Raw genomic sequence first — 15704 nt, 5'->3', positions numbered from 1 at the left:
CCCCAGAGGCCACCTTTGCGGGCGTATCGACCATTTTTGAACGTTAATATCAAAGCTTGCCAAGAAATTACTCCATTTTCGGCAAGAACGCCTCGACCGCAGCGGAGGCGATCACCAACACGTTGCCGTCGTCCGGATTGGTCACATTCATGCCGCCAAACACAGCTTTGACAGACGCTTTGCCACGCGGCAGATGCGCCACCAAGGCCGCGCAGTCGACCTTGTCAGGTTCTTGAACGCCCACTGTGACCTGCACGCGCATCTCTTTAGGGTCTTTGCCTAAGGCCGCGAACATCGGGATAGATGAATGGCGGATTGCGTCTTCGATCGCACGGGCGCAAGCCTTGGTGTAATCCTGCCCGTATTGGCTGTTGCCCATACCCATTTCGATGATGAAGCGCTGATCGCTCATGCTGCATCCTCCACATCCAACGCCACAGAGATCGCGATGTTGGCGATCACCGTCGGATTGCCGCCATCATCTCGCGGCACATCCAACCCGCCTTTCACTGGATCTACAGTGACTTGCCCATAAGGGAAGATTGCAGTGAGGGTACCTACGTCAATCTGATCCGGCTGCTGTACGGCCACATCGACAATGATGATCATCTCGGATTTGTCTTTGCCAAACAGCTCGGCAAGGTTGATCGAATTGTGCCACAGCGCGTCGCGCACAGCACGGCTCGCGGCCTCGGTATAATCCTGACGGCGCAGCGATGACCCCATACCAAATTCGGTCAAAAGGCGTTTGACTGTCATCAGAATTCCACCCCAGCCTGCGCCTTGATCCCATCGCGAAACGGGTGTTTCAGCAACGTCATCTCGGTGACCAGATCCGCAGCCTCGATCAATTCTTCCTTGGCATTGCGCCCCGTCAAAAGCACATGTGTCATCTCGGGCTTTTCGCTAAGCAAAAAATCCACCACATCGTCGATATCCAGATAATCGTTGCGCAGCGCAATGTTGATTTCGTCCAGCATCACAAACCGGTTGGCAGGATCTCGGATCAAGTCTTTGGCCAACTCCCAGCCCGCTTCTGCCTTGGCAATATCGCGCTCTCGATCCTGTGTTTCCCAGGTAAAACCTTCACCCGAAACATAAAACTTCACCTCATCCGCAAAATGAGAACGCAAGAAATCCCGCTCTCCGGTGGCCCAGTTACCTTTGATGAACTGCACCACCGCCACGGGCATCTCATGGGCGATGCAGCGCATGATCATGCCGAATCCCGATGACGATTTCCCTTTGCCCGGCCCCGTGTGCACCATGATCAGACCTTTTTCCTCGGTCTTGGTGGCCATCATCCGGTCGCGCGCGGCTTTGATTTTTGCCATTTTTGCCTTGTGGCGGTCGTTTTGGTCTGTGGTCTCCGACATAGATGCCTCTCCGTTCGCGCTTGACTCTGGTGTCATCATTGCCCATTCGGGATGACGCTGGTTCCTGTTCTTAGAGCAGGTGAAAAGGGAATGCGAAAGGGGTTGGATGACAACCCCGAAAACGCAGCCGCCCCCGCGACCGTGACCGGAGAGGTCCGCCACAGCCACTGGAGACATCCGGGAAGGCAGGTGGGCCGCAGACGCCAAAAGCGTCGAGATCCGCAAGCCGGGAGACCTGCCAGCGCGAGTGACATGAACCGGACGGGGTGTTTCGGTGTCGGGCTGTCCAACGGCTTCCCGCGCTTTCCCCGTCCCCAAAGAGGGACCGAATTTGATGGCTGACGCTTCTGCTCCAGTCGAATTGCTTGTCTGCACGACCTGCCGTGCCGGACAGCCAACCGACGCCGAAGGCCCCCGCCCCGGCACGCAGCTTTTTGATGCGCTTGGCGCGTCTGACCTGCCCGATAACGTGACCATCAAAGGCGTTGAGTGTTTCTCCAATTGCGACTTTGGCTGTTCCATCACCGTGCGCGGTGGTGACGAGCGCTGGACCTATGTCTATGGCAATTTCACTGGCGCGGATGACGCCGAACTGGTCGCTGATGGCATCACCAAATATGCCGCAACCGCGGATGGTCTTGTGCCGTGGCGCGAACGCTCGACCCATTTCCGTAAAAACTGCATCGCCCGCATTCCCCCACTGGAGATCCCCGAATGAGCAACCTTGAGAAACTGCCCGTCACTGTCATCACTGGCTTTCTGGGCTCTGGCAAAACCACGCTGGTGCGCAGTCTCATTCAGAACCCGCAAGGCAAGCGCCTCGCGGTGATTGTGAACGAATTTGGCGATGTAGGTGTGGATGGCGAAATCCTGAAATCCTGTGCGATCCCCGATTGCCCCGCCGAGAACATTCTCGAACTGGCAAACGGCTGCATCTGCTGTACCGTGGCGGATGATTTTATCCCCACCATCGAGGCGCTGATGGCGCTTGATCCGCGCCCCGAACATATCCTGATCGAGACCTCTGGATTGGCCCTGCCCAAACCCTTGCTCAAGGCCTTTGACTGGCCTGATATCCGCTCCAAAATCACCGTGGATGGTGTGATCGCTTTGGCCGATGCCGAGGCCGTGGCAGATGGTCGCTTTGCGCCCAACGTGGCCGCTGTGGATGCCCAGCGCGAAGCCGACGAAGGTCTGGACCACGAAACACCCCTGTCTGAAGTGTTTGAGGACCAGATCAGCTGCGCCGACATCGTCTTGTTGACAAAACCCGACCTTGCCGGCCCCGAGGGTGTGGCCAAAGCCAAAGAAATCGTGCTGGCCGAAGCGCCACGCCCTCTACCAGTGGTCGAAGTCGCCGAAGGCGAAGTGGATCCGCGCGTGATCCTTGGCCTTGAAGCCGCAGCCGAAGACGACATGGACGCGCGCCCAAGCCACCACGACGGCCACCACGACCATGAACACGACGATTTCGAAAGCATCGTTGTGGATGTGCCCGAGCAATCGGACCCCGCGGCTTTTGCAGCGAAGATTGAGAAAATGGCGAAAGACCAGAACATCTTGCGCGTCAAAGGCTATGCGGCTGTCGCAGGCAAGCCGATGCGTTTGCTGGTGCAAGCCGTCGGTGCCCGCGTGCGTCATCAGTTTGACCGCCCTTGGAAAGCCGAAGAAGCCCGTCAGGGCCGGATGGTCGTGATTGCGGAACATGACGACGTAAACGTCGAAGCGATCCGCGCAGCTCTGCTAGACTAAGCCAATATGCACGTAGTCTTTCGCGAAAGCCATGGCCTTGACGAGGCCGACACCCCGATCGATCTGGGCCAGTCCCCGGCCGATCTTGTGGTGCTGTCGTTTTCTGACAGCGATCTAGGGGCTTTCGCGGCGGGCTGGCATCGCAGCGAAGGAGAATTGCCAACGTTGCGACTTGCCAATCTCACCGCGCTCAAACATCCGCTGTCGGTGGACACCTATATCGAGCAAACTTTGGAGGGCGCCAAAGCCATCCTGATCCGCTTGATTGGGGGCATTTCTTACTGGCAATACGGCATCCAACAGGTGCAGGCTTTGGCGGCTGAAAAAGGCATCGCTCTGGCGGTGTTGCCCGCAGATGGCAGACCAGACGCGCGTTTGGACGAGGTCTCGACCCTGCCGGTGTCAACTCTGCATCGCCTGACCCATCTATGCGACACAGGCGGTGCGATTGCCGCGCAAGCCGCACTGGCGCAACTGGCTTTAGCTGCGGGTCTTTACGCGCGTCCGGTTGTTGGTTCCAAAGCTCTGCCTGATCACGGCGGCTGGACCCCCCAAAACGGACTCTGTGATCCCGTTGCGGCGCGCGGCACCGACAAACCTTTGGTCGCGCTGACGTTTTACCGCGCATACGTAAGTGCCGCTGACACCGCACCGATCGAGGCCATGTTCACGGAATTCCGCAGCCGCGGCTTTGATGTGATTGGCCTTTTTGCGCCCTCGCTCAAAGTTCTTGCCTCTGCGACTTGGTTGGCGGAAACGCTCACAACCCTGCGCCCCGCCGCCATCGTAAATGCCACCTCGTTCTCCGGCAAAGGCGACGACGGCACCTCGCCACTTGATGCCACCGACGCGCCGGTGTTTCAGGTTGCGCTGGCCACGTCGCGCAAAAAGGCATGGGCAGAGGCCGAACGCGGCCTCGCTCCTGCAGATCTGGCCATGCATGTGGTTCTGCCCGAAGTCGACGGGCGGCTGTTTGCAGGCGTCAGTTCCTTCAAGGAACCCGGCAAACAAGACACCGCGCTGGAATATTCCCGCTTTGCGCACCGTCCCTTGTCCGACCGTATCACGGCCATCGCCGACAAAGTCGAAGGTTGGGTGCGCCTAGCGGCCAAGCCCAATGCCGACAAACGCGTTGCGTGTGTGTTGTCCACCTATCCCGGCAAGGATTGGAACATGGCACATGCAGTTGGTCTGGACCCGCTGGCGAGCGTTGATGCGTTGATGGATGATCTGGCAAAGGCAGGTTTTACGACCGGCCAGCCTCAAACACGCTTGGACGAAGCCCTATTGTCCCAAACGCTGACATATCCGCTTGCCGACTATCTGTTGGCCTTGGCGGATCTGCCTCGAATGTTGCAAGACGATCTGGCGGCGGCATGGGGCACCCCAAAAGACGACCCGATATTTGCGGACGGCGCGTTCCATTTCAAAGCAACGCACCGCGGCAATGCGCTTGTCGCGTTGCAGCCCGAACGTGGCAGCGATCAACAACGAGAGGATGAATACCACGACCTGACCCGCGTGCCGCGCCACAGCTATGTCGCCTTTTACCTTTGGCTGCGCCACTCGCTTGGGTCTGACGCGATGATCCATGTCGGCGCGCACGGCACGCTGGAGTGGCTCCCGGGCAAATCTGTTGCATTGTCTCACACCTGTTGGCCCGAGGCTTTGATTGGCGATCTGCCAGTGATCTATCCCTTCATCGTCAACGACCCTGGCGAGGCTGCACAGGCCAAACGCCGCATCAACGCGTTGACGTTGGGCCATGTGCCGCCGCCACTAAAAACCTCTGCCACACCGCAACGGTTCGCGCGTTTGGAAACCCTTCTGGACGAGTTTTCTAACGCCGACGGTCTTGACCCCAAACGTCGCGACCGCCTGCAAAGCGACATCAAAGACGAAGCTGAAGCGCTTGACCTGCAAACCGAGCTTGGCCTGACATCCGCGACATCCCTGGCTGAAGCGATCACCCGCATCGACACCTTTGTGTGTGACATCAAAGAAAGCCAATTTGGCGACGGGCTCCATGTTTTTGGCCGCGCTCCGCAAGCCGCAGGTAGCTTTGACGCAGCGCCATCTGCCAACGCCGAGCGCGACGCGTTGTTGCGCGCGCTCAACGGCAAACGAATTGAGGCTGGCCCGTCGGGTTCTCCGTATCGCGGGCGTTACGATGTTCTGCCCACAGGTCGTAATCTTTACACGACGGACCCACGATCTGTGCCGTCCCGTTCCGCCTACGCCCAAGGGGTTAAACTGGCCGAAGAACTGGTCCGCCGCCATTTGCAGGAAAACGGCGATTATCCCAAAAACCTGATCGTCGACCTTTGGGGCAGCGCGACCATGCGCACGGCGGGCGAGGAGTTCGCCATGGCGCTACATTTGTTGGGTTCAAAACCCGTCTGGGACGAAGGCAGCGAGCGGGTCTCCGGGGTCGAAATTCTGCCGATAACGCTTTTGGAAAGGCCTCGCATAGACGTTACTCTGCGCGTTTCCGGCCTGTTCCGCGATGTATTCCCAACGCTATCCACACTGTTTGGCCAAGCCGTCAAGGCCTTGTCGGAACGGGACGAAGCGCCAGATTGGAACCCTTTTTCTGGCCGTATCATCGCGCCGCGCGTCTATGGACCGGCACCCGGAAGCTATGGTCTTGGCATGGGGCACGTGATCGAAAACTACTCTGACGAAGGTCGCAAAGCCGCGGGCGAGGCGTGGCTCAGCGCGTCATCCTATGCGCTAGATGGCGACAAGATCGCAAAAGACGCCGAAGGCATCCGCGCCCGTGTCGGAGCGGCTGACAGCTTCGTACACCTACAAGACCTGCCGGAAACTGACGTGCTTGTCGCCTCCGATTACGCGGCACACGAGGCCGGATTTGCCGCCGCGCAGGCGGTAACCGGCGGCTCTGCCAACTTGTATCACGTGGACAATACCAACCCAGAAAACCCGCGCGCGCGCAGCTTGACCGAAGAAATCGCCCGCGTGGTTCATGCCCGCGCAACCAATCCTGACTGGCTGGCTGGCATGATGCGGCACAGTTTCCGAGGTGGTGCCGAAATCGCCGCAACGCTGGATCACATGGCGGCCTTTGCCAATCTCGCGGGTGCCGTCCCGCCGCAACTGTTTGATGCTTATTATGACGCAACCCTCGGTGATCGGGACATCATCGACTTTCTGAAACGCGAGAACCCTCAAGCGCTTGCGGCGATGCGCGACCGGTTTGCCGCGCTTTTTGATGCCGGGCTGTGGGTTACGCGCAAGAATTCGATCCTGGCCGATTTGAGGGAACTGTCATGACCCGACCTTCTCCGAAAGGGTGGTGTCCCGGCGCATATCAACCCATGATGTCCGGCGACGGATTGGTGGTGCGTGTTCGCCCTATAATGTCGCGTTTAACCAGAGATCAAATCCTGGGCCTCTGCGCGACAGCCTGCCAATTCGGTTCGGGGATAATAGATCTGACAAGCCGGTCAAATCTACAAATTCGCGGGGTGTCAGAGGCCAATCATGAAGCGGTCTTGGTTCAACTCGAAGACCTCGCATTATTGCCCGACGATCCTGCCTTGGAAAGCCGCCGCAATATTCTGGTCCCGCCGATGTGGCAGGACGGGGACGAAACATACCAAATCGTGACCGAACTCCTGAGGCGGCTTGGAGATCTGCCAGAATTGCCGGCAAAAATGGGGTACGCCGTCGACATCAATGGCGCACCTCAATTGTCTGAATGCTCAGCGGATTTTCGGTTTGAACTCGCCTCCGATGGAGGCTTGGTGCTGCGGGCCGACGGTGCATCGCGCGGGCGACTGGTTACAGCAAACACAGCCGTGGATGCGGTCTTAGAAATGGCCGACTGGTTTGTAACAACAGGCGGAGCACAAAACCGCCGCATGGCGCGTCACACCTCGCTGACCGCGCTGCCAGCGGAATGGCAATCAGCCCTGCCTGCCGCTCCCGCTGCAAACCTTACGCCCGGCCAATCGCCAATAGGCGCTGTATTCGGCGTGGCCTTTGGTCAAATCGAGGCCACCGAACTCGCCCATTTGGTGACTGCCACCGATGCAACTGCCCTGCGCGTCACCCCTTGGCGACTGTTCCTTTTTGAAGATGCAGAGATGACTGACACTTCGACCTTTATAACCGCCTCTGCCGATCCGCTTTTGACAATCGACGCCTGCCCAGGCGCGCCGCTTTGCACATCGTCCAGTGTCAAAACCCGTGAAGTGGCCCGCGCCTTGGCCGGAAAAATAAAGGGACCTCTGCATATCTCGGGTTGCTCCAAAGGCTGTGCCCGCCCAAGACCCTGTACGACAACTTTGGTGGGGCACAACGGTGCGTTTGACCTTGTCCAAAATGGCACCCCGTGGGATCAGCCAACTCATTCCGGCCTCGCGCCTGACACCCTAATTGAATCGTTGGGAGAGCTTTGATGCCCTATGAATACGAAAAGAACGGCCAGGCCATCTATGATGACAGCTTTGCCACGATCCGGCGCGAGTCCGACTTAAGCGCATTTGACCGGGACGAAGAACAGGTTGCCGTGCGCATGATCCACGCCGCCGGAATGATCGGTCTGGAAAAGCATGTGAAATTCTCGCCCGGAATGGTCGCCGCAGCCCGCTCCGCGATGGAGGCCGGCGCGCCGATCTTTTGCGACGCGCGTATGGTCAGCGAAGGCGTCACCCGCCCTCGTCTGCCCGCCGACAACGAAGTGATCTGCACATTGCACGCTGACGGCATCTATGAGTTGGCCAAAGAGATTGGCAACACGCGCTCGGCAGCCGCACTAGAGCATTGGCGCGACAAACTTGGCGGCGCGATTGTTGCCATCGGTAACGCACCAACTGCGCTTTTTCACCTGCTCAACATGTTGGAAGACCCCAACTGCCCCCGCCCTGCCGCCATCATCGGCTGCCCCGTCGGCTTTATTGGCGCGATGGAAAGCAAAGATGCGCTTTGGGCTGATCAACCCGTGCCGTGCATGATTGTCCAAGGCCGCCTTGGCGGCTCCGCCATGACTGTCGCCGCTATCAACGCCATTGCGAGCCGCAAAGAATGACCCAAACTGGAACCATCCACGGCGTGGGCCTTGGCCCGGGCGATCCTGACTTGATGAGCGTGCGCGCGCATCGGCTTTTGACCGGCGCGAAACACGTGGCCTTTTTCCGCAAGGCTGGCCGAAAAGGCCAAGCGCGTCAAATCGTCGAAGACCTCCTGCCCGACAGCGTCATTGAATTTCCGATGGAATACCCTGTCACCACGGAAATCCCCCTTTCAGATCCGCGCTACAATGAGGTGCTCTCCGCGTTTTATGAAGACGTCACCCAACACCTGATCACATTGGCGCAAAATGGCGAAGACGTGGTCGTGCTGTGTGAGGGCGATCCGTTCTTTTACGGCTCTTTCATGCATCTTTATGCCCGCTTGCGCGACGTGGTTCCTGTGAAAGTTGTACCCGCCATCACCGGCATGTCTGGCGCTTGGACGGCCACCGAGACGCCGATCACTTGGGGCGACGATGTGTTGACCGTGTTGATGGGCACTCTGCCCCAAGACACGCTGTCGGATTACATTTCGCGTACCGATGCGCTGGTGATCATGAAAATTGGCACTAACTTTGACAAGGTGATTGCCGCCTTGAAATCCGGTGGCCGCTTTGATGACGCATGGATCGTGCAATATGCCACGATGGCCAATCAGACCGTCACAAAACTCAGCGAAATGACCGACGACGTCACGCCTTATTTCTCGATCATTGTTGTGCATGGCCAAGGACGCCGCCCATGATTGGCTGGGTGCAGATCGTCGGCATCGGTCCCGGAGACGCGCGCCTTGTTACGCCGCAAGTTCAAGAAGCGCTGGCGCAGGCCACCGATGCAGTCGGCTATATTCCGTATGTGGACCGCGTATCTGAAAATCCGAACCTCACGTTGCATCCCTCTGACAATCGCGTCGAACTCGACCGCTCGCGGCATGCGCTGGAAATGGCGGCAGCGGGCAAGCGGGTTGTTGTGGTATCTTCAGGCGATCCTGGCGTGTTTGCTATGGCGGCGGCGGTCTATGAAGCGGTTGAACATGGCGATCCGGCGTGGCGCGATCTGGACATCCGTGTGTTGCCCGGCATCACGGCCATGTTGGCAGCCTCGGCGGCCTGCGGCGCGCCGCTGGGCCATGATTTCTGCGCCATCAACCTCAGCGACAACATGAAGCCTTGGGCATTGATCGACAAACGCCTGCGGCTGGCGGCAGAAGCGGATTTCGCGATGGCGTTTTACAACCCGCGCTCCAAGTCCCGCCCCGAAGGATTTGAAAAGGCGCTACGAACGCTCAAGGCCGCGTGTGGCGACAACCGCCCGATGATCTTTGCCCGCAATGTGTCCCGCCCAGATCAGACAATCAAGATTGTGCCGTTGCAGGACACCACTCCCGACATGGCTGACATGAGAACCGTGGTGTTGCTGGGATCCAGCCAAACGCGGATCATCGCGCGCGATGGCGCTCCTGTAGTGTATACGCCGCGATCGGTGGAAATATGACAGGCGAACATCGACTTTGCGGGTCAGATAGCTGCCCAATCCAAAACGGCTTTGATCGTCGCCATCTCCCGGCGCGGCGGCACCTTGGGCCTGTTAATCATCACGACCGGCACACGCAACTCTCGTGCGGCGACAAGTTTGGCCTCGGCCCCAACGCCACCGCTATTTTTACAAACCACCAAATCCACTCTGTGTTTTCGCATCAGCGCTTGGTCGCCAGCCAAATCAAATGGCCCGCGCGACACAACTACGGTGTGATGAGGCAAATCAGGGGCTACCTTAGGTTCATCCACGAGCCGAAGGACATAGTGATGCTGGGGCTGTGCGCTAAAAGCAGGCACATTCTGCTTGCCAAGTGCCAGCAACACCCGCCGAGCCGAGCCGTTCAAGGCGGTAACCGCGCCGTCAATATCGGCAACATGCTCCCAGTCATCGCCCTTTTGCGCAACCCACGCCGGACGCGTCAAAGCAACAAGTGGAACGCCAACAGACTCGCTTGCCAAAAAGGCATTCCAACTCATTTGAGCGGCAAATGGATGTGTGGCGTCCACAACATGAGTGATGTTATGCTGCCGGATGTAATTCGCAAAACCGTCAACGCCACCAAAGCCGCCCACCCGCGTCGTGATGGGCTGCGCCTTGGGCGCGTCCACGCGCCCGGCATAGGAAAATACCGCGCCGACGCCCTGCCCTGCCACAGCGCGAGCCAAAAGGCTCGCCTCGGTGGTACCGCCGAGTATAAGGAGTTTGGTCATCATGACAGGTGATCCCCTGCTCACAGAATGCTGGCTGACCATTGTTGGTCTGGGCGAAGATGGCCCAGATGGGCTGTCGCTCGCAAGCCAGAAAGCACTTGAGCAAGCAGAGACCGTAATGGGCGCCGAGCGGCACCTGGCATTGCTGCCGGATCTGACATGCGAAACCGTCACATGGCCCGTGCCTTTTGCCGACGGCATTCCCGTATTGCTCGCGCGACGATGGCGCAAGACGGTTGTGCTCGCATCCGGCGATCCCTTTTGGCATGGTGCTGGCGGCGCATTGATGGCCCATTTGAACCCTGCGGAATGCCGGGTCCTGCCCGCACCGTCCACAATGTCTTTGGCCGCTGCGAAACTCGGTTGGCCGCTAGAAAAAACCACAACACTTGGGCTTCACGCCGCTCCGTTTTCAAGCCTGCGCCGCCAAATGGCTGCGGGCCAATGCACAATCGCGACCCTGCGCGACGGCGCTGCTGCAGGCGAGTTGGCTGAATGGCTGACGGATCACGGCTTTGGTGCGTCCGAAATGCACATCATGGAAGCCCTTGGCGGGCCTCGCGAACGAGTGCGGCAAGCAACCGCGGCAACCTATGACTTTACCGATGTGGCGCACCCAGTGTGTGTCGGTTTGGTGTTTCGCGGCACGGGGTCAACTCTACCCACGAGTTCCGGTATCGACGACGCCTTCTTTGATCACGACGGCCAGATCACCAAACGCCCCGTGCGGGCAATAACGCTTTCATCCCTTGCGCCACGGCCCGGCGAACTTCTCTGGGATATCGGCGGGGGTTCGGGCTCAGTCGCCATTGAATGGCTTCTCTCGCACTCAACGACGCAAGCCACCGCAATTGAAGCGGACGCCGCCCGCGCAGCGCGTATAACCGTTAATGCCGCCAAATTGGGCGTCGACCGACTGAAAGTGGTCACTGGCACCGCCCCGGCTGCACTTGTTGACCTGCCTATACCGGATGCCATTTTCATTGGCGGCGGTATCAGCGCGCAAATGTTGGAAAACGTTTGGGCGCACTTGCCGGACGGCGCTCGCCTTGTTGCCAACGCTGTCACCCTAGAAGCAGAGGCATTGCTTGCCGTTTGGCACGCAGAAAAAGGCGGCGGCCTCTTGCGTATCGAACTGGCGCATGCAAATTCCTTGGGCCGCAAACGCGGTTGGAAATCCGCCTATCCTATCGTGCAATGGAGTGTGTCCAAATGATCGTTGCAGGGTTCGGCTTTCGGGCCACCGCCACAGTTGAAAGCCTAGAAAACGCGTTAGCGGCCACTGGCGTGCGTAAAATCACCGCGATCGCCGCACCGTCGGACAAGGCGCAGAATGACGCTCTGCAGGAACTTGCGAGCGCTTTGGGCATGCCAGTAATCGAAATAGCGACCGAGTTGATGCGGTCAGCGCAGACCATAACCGACTCCAGCAAAGTGCGTGAGAAACGCGGTACCGGATCCGTTGCGGAAGCTTGCGCGCTTGTCGCGGCAGGGGACGGAGCGACGCTAACAGGACCGCGCGTGGTTTCCCAAGATCGGCTCGCCACCTGCGCAATCGCACGTGGAGTACATCGATGACCGTTCATTTCATTGGAGCAGGTCCGGGTGCCGCCGATCTTCTAACGTTACGAGGTCGCGACCTAATCGCCGCTTGCCCGGTCTGCCTCTATGCGGGTTCGTTGGTGCCGGATGCCATTCTTTCGCACTGCCCTCAAGGCGCACGGGTCATCAACACGGCGCCACTGGATCTCGACGCTATCGTGGCCGAATGCAAAACAGCGCATGACGCCGGCCAAGACGTCGCCCGCCTGCATTCCGGCGATCTGTCGGTCTGGTCCGCTATGGGTGAACAAATCCGCCGCTTGCGCGCCGAAAGTATCCCCGTTTCTGTCACGCCGGGCGTGCCCAGCTTCGCCGCAGCTGCCGCAGCACTGCAAACCGAGCTCACCTTGCCGGGCCTTGCACAATCTGTGGTTTTAACCCGCACGCCGGGCCGCGCGTCTACGATGCCAGAAGGCGAAACTTTGACCAATTTTGCGGCCACCGGCGCGACACTGGCGATCCACCTGTCTATAGGCAACCTCGACCAGGTGATCGCTGACCTGACACCGGCCTATGGCGCGGATTGCCCAGTTGCCGTCGTTTATCGCGCCAGTTGGCCTGATCAACAGATCATCCGCAGCACTCTAAAAACACTAGCGCAGGATGTGACCGAAAATATCACCCGCACAGCATTGATCCTTGTTGGGCCAGCGCTGGCTGGTGAAGGATTTGACGAAAGTTGCTTATACGCCAGCGAATACGATCGCCGATATCGACCACAAACGGCCAATAGCCCGTGGTCAAGTTGGCAACACGGAGATGACTGATATGACACCCCCGCCCCCAGGCATTCTGATCTCTGCGCCATCTTCTGGCACCGGCAAGACGACTGTCATGTTGGGTCTGCTGCGTGCATTGGCCGAAGATGGTCTCAAAGTGCAGCCCTTCAAGTCTGGGCCTGACTACATCGACCCGGCGTTTCACCATGCAGCAGCTCGTCGCCCTGCTTTTAACCTTGATACTTGGGCCATGCCCCCCGAGCTTGCGGGCGGCATCGCCGAACGAGCCGTGGGCGCCGACATCGTTGTTGCCGAAGGCTCTATGGGGCTGTTTGATGGCGTCGCCACACGCGGCGAAAATGGCTTTGGCAGCTCGGCAGAAACCGCATTGATGATGGGATGGCCGGTGGTTCTGGTAATTGACGTAAGCGGTCAAGCCCAATCCGCGGCGGCGACTGCTTTGGGGTTCAAGGCATATAACCCGAGCCTGCCCTTCGCTGGTGTGATTCTGAACCGCTGCGCGTCGCCCCGGCACGAGCGGCTGGCACGCCTTGGTATGGATCAAGCTGGCATCAACGTGCTTGGCGTGCTGCCCCGTCGTGGAGATCTCACCCTGCCCGAACGCCACCTTGGCCTCATTCAGGCGGTCGAACATCCTGATCTCGAAGAAGCCATTACCGGCTATGCCAAGTTCTTGCGAGACCACGTGGACCTTGGCGCCATCAAATCCGCCGCGCGCGCCGGAGACGCCAAAACCGGCACATTGCCAAAACCGCCCGCGCAACGCATCGCATTGGCCCGCGATGCGGCCTTCAGCTTCACCTATCCGCATCTTTTGACCGGATGGCGTAACGCAGGCGCAGAAATTCTGCCTTTTTCACCGCTCGCAGACGAAGCCCCTGTTGGCGATGCCGACCTCGTGTGGTTGCCCGGCGGCTACCCGGAATTGCACGCGGGTCGTTTGGCTGCAAACAAGACCTACCTAAGCGGACTGCGCAAACACGCCGAAACCAAACCGGTGCACGGAGAGTGCGGCGGTTACATGGCGCTAGGCTCAAAGCTGATCGACAAGGACGGCGTCGCTCATGAAATGGCAGGCCTTTTGGGGCTTGTGACCTCATATGAGAAACGCAAGTTTCACCTCGGCTACCGACAAGCCACGTTGCAGGCGCCCATGCCCGGTTTTGACTCCGGCGCGCGATTGCGCGGCCATGAGTTCCACTACACCACTATAGTGGATGAACCTGACGCACCGCTAGCCATTGTTGGCGATGCCGACGGCAACCCCGTGCCCGAGACGGGCTCAATCAAAGGCAACGTCACAGGCACTTTCTTCCATCTTATTGCAGAGGCCAACCTATGACGGGTTTTGTCAGCTTCGTAGGTTCTGGTCCCGGCGACCCGTCCCTACTGACCCTTAAGGCTGTGGACCGCCTCAAGAAGGCCGAGGCTGTGCTGTTTGACGACCTATCCGCGGGTCCGATCCTTGAGCATGCCAACGCAGAAGCCGACCTCGTGGGTGTAGGCAAACGCGCCGGCCGCCCCTCGCCTAAACAGCACCACGTAAGTCAACTGTTGGTGGACTACGCCAAAAGCGGGGCGAAGGTGGTGCGGCTAAAATCGGGTGACAGTGGAATTTTTGGCCGCCTCGAAGAAGAGATTGCAGCACTGCAAGAGGCCGGCATCGACTTTGAGATTGTCCCCGGTGTGACCTCAGCCAGTGCTGCGGCAGCCGCAGCCCGCATCCCGCTGACCCGCCGGCTTGTCGCGCGGCGCGTGCAGTTTGTGACCGGCCACGATGTTGCAGGTGCCCTCCCTGGCGATCTGCACCTTCAATCACTGATTGACCCCGGTGCGACCACTGTGCTGTTTATGCCTAAACGCACCTTTCCCGAATTGGCGGAAAAGCTCTTTGAAGCCGGCCTGCGTCGCGACTGCCCGGCACTTTTAGCCGAAAACGTCAGCCATCCGGACCAGACATTGACCCGAACCACCATGCAGGATCTCGCCACAATGCTGGCCAAAGACATTTCTTCAGCGCCCGGCATCATCTTGTTTGGTGAACTGGCAGAGAGCCCATGATCACTCTATCGCTTGTCGGAATAGGCTCGGGCAACCCCGACCACCTAACACGCGAGGCGATAAAGACGCTGGAAAGTGCCGACGTGATCCTGTTGCCGCGTAAAGGCGCGGAAAAATCCGACCTCGCCGACCTGCGCCGCATGATTGCCGCCGAAATCCTAAGCACCGCACCAAAAATCATCGAATTTGACTACCCAGTGCGCGATGCCAACACACCTAAATACCTCGACGGCGTCAATACGTGGCACGATGCCCTTGCCGGCATTTGGCAAACTCTGCTCATGGACCATGTCGAGGCAGAGGGTCGCGCCGCTTTAATGGTATGGGGGGATCCGTCCCTGTATGACAGTACTTTGCGCATTGCGGGCCGGTTGATCGCGCGCGGAATGCAGCTGCTGGTAAAAGTCGTACCTGGCATCACTTCACTTCAGCTGCTGACCGCTGCTCACGGCATTCCGCTCAACACACTAGGCTCTCCTATTTTGATCACAACAGGCCGCAATCTGCGCGAATTCGGTTGGCCCGAGCAGACCGACAGCGTCGCCGTCATGCTGGATGGGGAGTGCTCCTTCTCTTCCCTTGATCCGACGGATATTCACATTTGGTGGGGAGCTTACGTTGGCATGCCACAACAAACGCTGATCTCGGGTCCATTGGGGGAGGTCGGAGACAAAATAATACAGACCCGCACGCAAGCCCGCACCGAATCTGGTTGGATCATGGACATCTACATCCTGCGCAAAATTGATCAATAAGCTGCCATTTTGCGTAGTCACCACGACGAAACCAGGAGATCATTGAAGCGCAAAAGCCTCTCAAGAGATCCGTAATTGCGCCGTTGTGTTCCATAAATCACGCATCTTTTGGGTGCTTAACTGCGCTCGACAC

The 15704-nt window shown here is 58.8% G+C and carries 17 protein-coding genes and 1 riboswitch; of the genes, 13 read left to right on the top strand and 4 right to left on the bottom strand.

All coding sequences use genetic code 11. From position 1 onward, the window contains the following. Positions 1-67 precede the first annotated feature (67 nt). Genes SHIM_RS08730 through cobO form a run of 3 tightly spaced genes read right to left on the bottom strand, consistent with a single transcriptional unit; the run spans position 68 to position 1376 of the window. Entirely contained in the window at positions 68-412 is a 345-nt protein-coding gene (locus SHIM_RS08730; RefSeq protein ID WP_054002273.1) for a Lin0512 family protein, read from the bottom strand. Further along, a complete protein-coding gene (locus SHIM_RS08725) occupies positions 409-759 on the bottom strand; it encodes a Lin0512 family protein (protein WP_054002272.1) in 351 nt (116 codons plus the stop codon). Before SHIM_RS08725 ends, SHIM_RS08730 begins: the two co-directional genes overlap by 4 nt. Next, entirely contained in the window at positions 759-1376 is a 618-nt protein-coding gene (gene cobO / locus SHIM_RS08720; RefSeq protein ID WP_054002271.1) for a cob(I)yrinic acid a,c-diamide adenosyltransferase, read from the bottom strand. Before cobO ends, SHIM_RS08725 begins: the two co-directional genes overlap by 1 nt. 41 nt (positions 1377-1417) lie before the next feature. Beyond that, positions 1418-1633, top strand: a riboswitch (cobalamin riboswitch). 77 nt (positions 1634-1710) lie between these two features. Here cobO and SHIM_RS08715 point away from each other — a divergent pair. Genes SHIM_RS08715 through cobJ form a run of 7 tightly spaced genes read left to right on the top strand, consistent with a single transcriptional unit; the run spans position 1711 to position 9658 of the window. Continuing rightward, positions 1711-2094, top strand: coding sequence for a DUF1636 family protein (locus SHIM_RS08715; protein ID WP_054002270.1), 384 nt, complete (start codon positions 1711-1713; stop codon positions 2092-2094). Further along, positions 2091-3128, top strand: coding sequence for a cobalamin biosynthesis protein CobW (cobW, locus tag SHIM_RS08710; protein ID WP_054002269.1), 1038 nt, complete (start codon positions 2091-2093; stop codon positions 3126-3128). Before SHIM_RS08715 ends, cobW begins: the two co-directional genes overlap by 4 nt. A gap of 6 nt (positions 3129-3134) precedes the next feature. Beyond that, positions 3135-6422 (top strand): cobaltochelatase subunit CobN, encoded by a 3288-nt coding sequence (gene cobN / locus SHIM_RS08705; RefSeq protein ID WP_054002268.1) that lies wholly within the window; start codon positions 3135-3137, stop codon positions 6420-6422. Further along, positions 6419-7552, top strand: a complete 1134-nt coding sequence (locus SHIM_RS08700) for a cobalamin biosynthesis protein CobG (protein ID WP_082358336.1) — start codon at positions 6419-6421, stop codon at positions 7550-7552. Before cobN ends, SHIM_RS08700 begins: the two co-directional genes overlap by 4 nt. Next, complete coding sequence (locus tag SHIM_RS08695) at positions 7552-8181, top strand: precorrin-8X methylmutase (protein ID WP_054002266.1); 630 nt, start codon at positions 7552-7554, stop codon at positions 8179-8181. The genes SHIM_RS08700 and SHIM_RS08695 overlap by 1 nt, the downstream gene beginning before the upstream one ends. Then, on the top strand, positions 8178-8909 hold the full coding sequence (gene cobI, locus SHIM_RS08690) for a precorrin-2 C(20)-methyltransferase (protein WP_054002265.1): 732 nt from the start codon (positions 8178-8180) through the stop codon (positions 8907-8909). The genes SHIM_RS08695 and cobI overlap by 4 nt, the downstream gene beginning before the upstream one ends. Continuing rightward, positions 8906-9658, top strand: coding sequence for a precorrin-3B C(17)-methyltransferase (gene cobJ / locus SHIM_RS08685; protein WP_054002264.1), 753 nt, complete (start codon positions 8906-8908; stop codon positions 9656-9658). Before cobI ends, cobJ begins: the two co-directional genes overlap by 4 nt. A gap of 23 nt (positions 9659-9681) precedes the next feature. Here the strand turns inward: cobJ and SHIM_RS08680 are convergent, their stop codons facing one another. Further along, a complete protein-coding gene (locus tag SHIM_RS08680) occupies positions 9682-10416 on the bottom strand; it encodes a cobalt-precorrin-6A reductase (protein WP_342585512.1) in 735 nt (244 codons plus the stop codon). Here SHIM_RS08680 and SHIM_RS08675 point away from each other — a divergent pair. Genes SHIM_RS08675 through cobF form a run of 6 tightly spaced genes read left to right on the top strand, consistent with a single transcriptional unit; the run spans position 10415 to position 15571 of the window. Next, the gene (locus SHIM_RS08675; protein WP_054002263.1) at positions 10415-11629 is read left to right on the top strand and encodes a bifunctional cobalt-precorrin-7 (C(5))-methyltransferase/cobalt-precorrin-6B (C(15))-methyltransferase; all 1215 of its coding nucleotides are present in this window, start codon (positions 10415-10417) and stop codon (positions 11627-11629) included. The genes SHIM_RS08680 and SHIM_RS08675 overlap by 2 nt on opposite strands. Then, positions 11626-11991: a cobalamin biosynthesis protein gene (locus tag SHIM_RS08670; RefSeq protein WP_054002262.1), complete on the top strand. Its 366-nt coding sequence runs from the start codon at positions 11626-11628 to the stop codon at positions 11989-11991. The genes SHIM_RS08675 and SHIM_RS08670 overlap by 4 nt, the downstream gene beginning before the upstream one ends. Continuing rightward, on the top strand, positions 11988-12782 hold the full coding sequence (cobM, locus tag SHIM_RS08665; protein WP_054002261.1) for a precorrin-4 C(11)-methyltransferase: 795 nt from the start codon (positions 11988-11990) through the stop codon (positions 12780-12782). Before SHIM_RS08670 ends, cobM begins: the two co-directional genes overlap by 4 nt. Position 12783: 1 nt before the next feature. Further along, positions 12784-14097 carry a cobyrinate a,c-diamide synthase gene (locus SHIM_RS08660; protein ID WP_054002260.1) on the top strand — a complete coding sequence of 438 codons (1314 nt, stop codon included), beginning with the start codon at positions 12784-12786 and terminating at the stop codon, positions 14095-14097. Beyond that, positions 14094-14816, top strand: coding sequence for a uroporphyrinogen-III C-methyltransferase (gene cobA / locus SHIM_RS08655; protein ID WP_054002259.1), 723 nt, complete (start codon positions 14094-14096; stop codon positions 14814-14816). Before SHIM_RS08660 ends, cobA begins: the two co-directional genes overlap by 4 nt. Next, positions 14813-15571, top strand: a complete 759-nt coding sequence (gene cobF / locus SHIM_RS08650; RefSeq protein ID WP_054002258.1) for a precorrin-6A synthase (deacetylating) — start codon at positions 14813-14815, stop codon at positions 15569-15571. The genes cobA and cobF overlap by 4 nt, the downstream gene beginning before the upstream one ends. The last annotated feature ends 133 nt before the right edge of the window (positions 15572-15704 follow it).

The organism is Shimia sp. SK013 (genome assembly GCF_001292625.1).
Lineage (GTDB): Bacteria > Pseudomonadota > Alphaproteobacteria > Rhodobacterales > Rhodobacteraceae > Shimia.
This window is presented reverse-complemented; position numbering and strand designations above follow the sequence as displayed.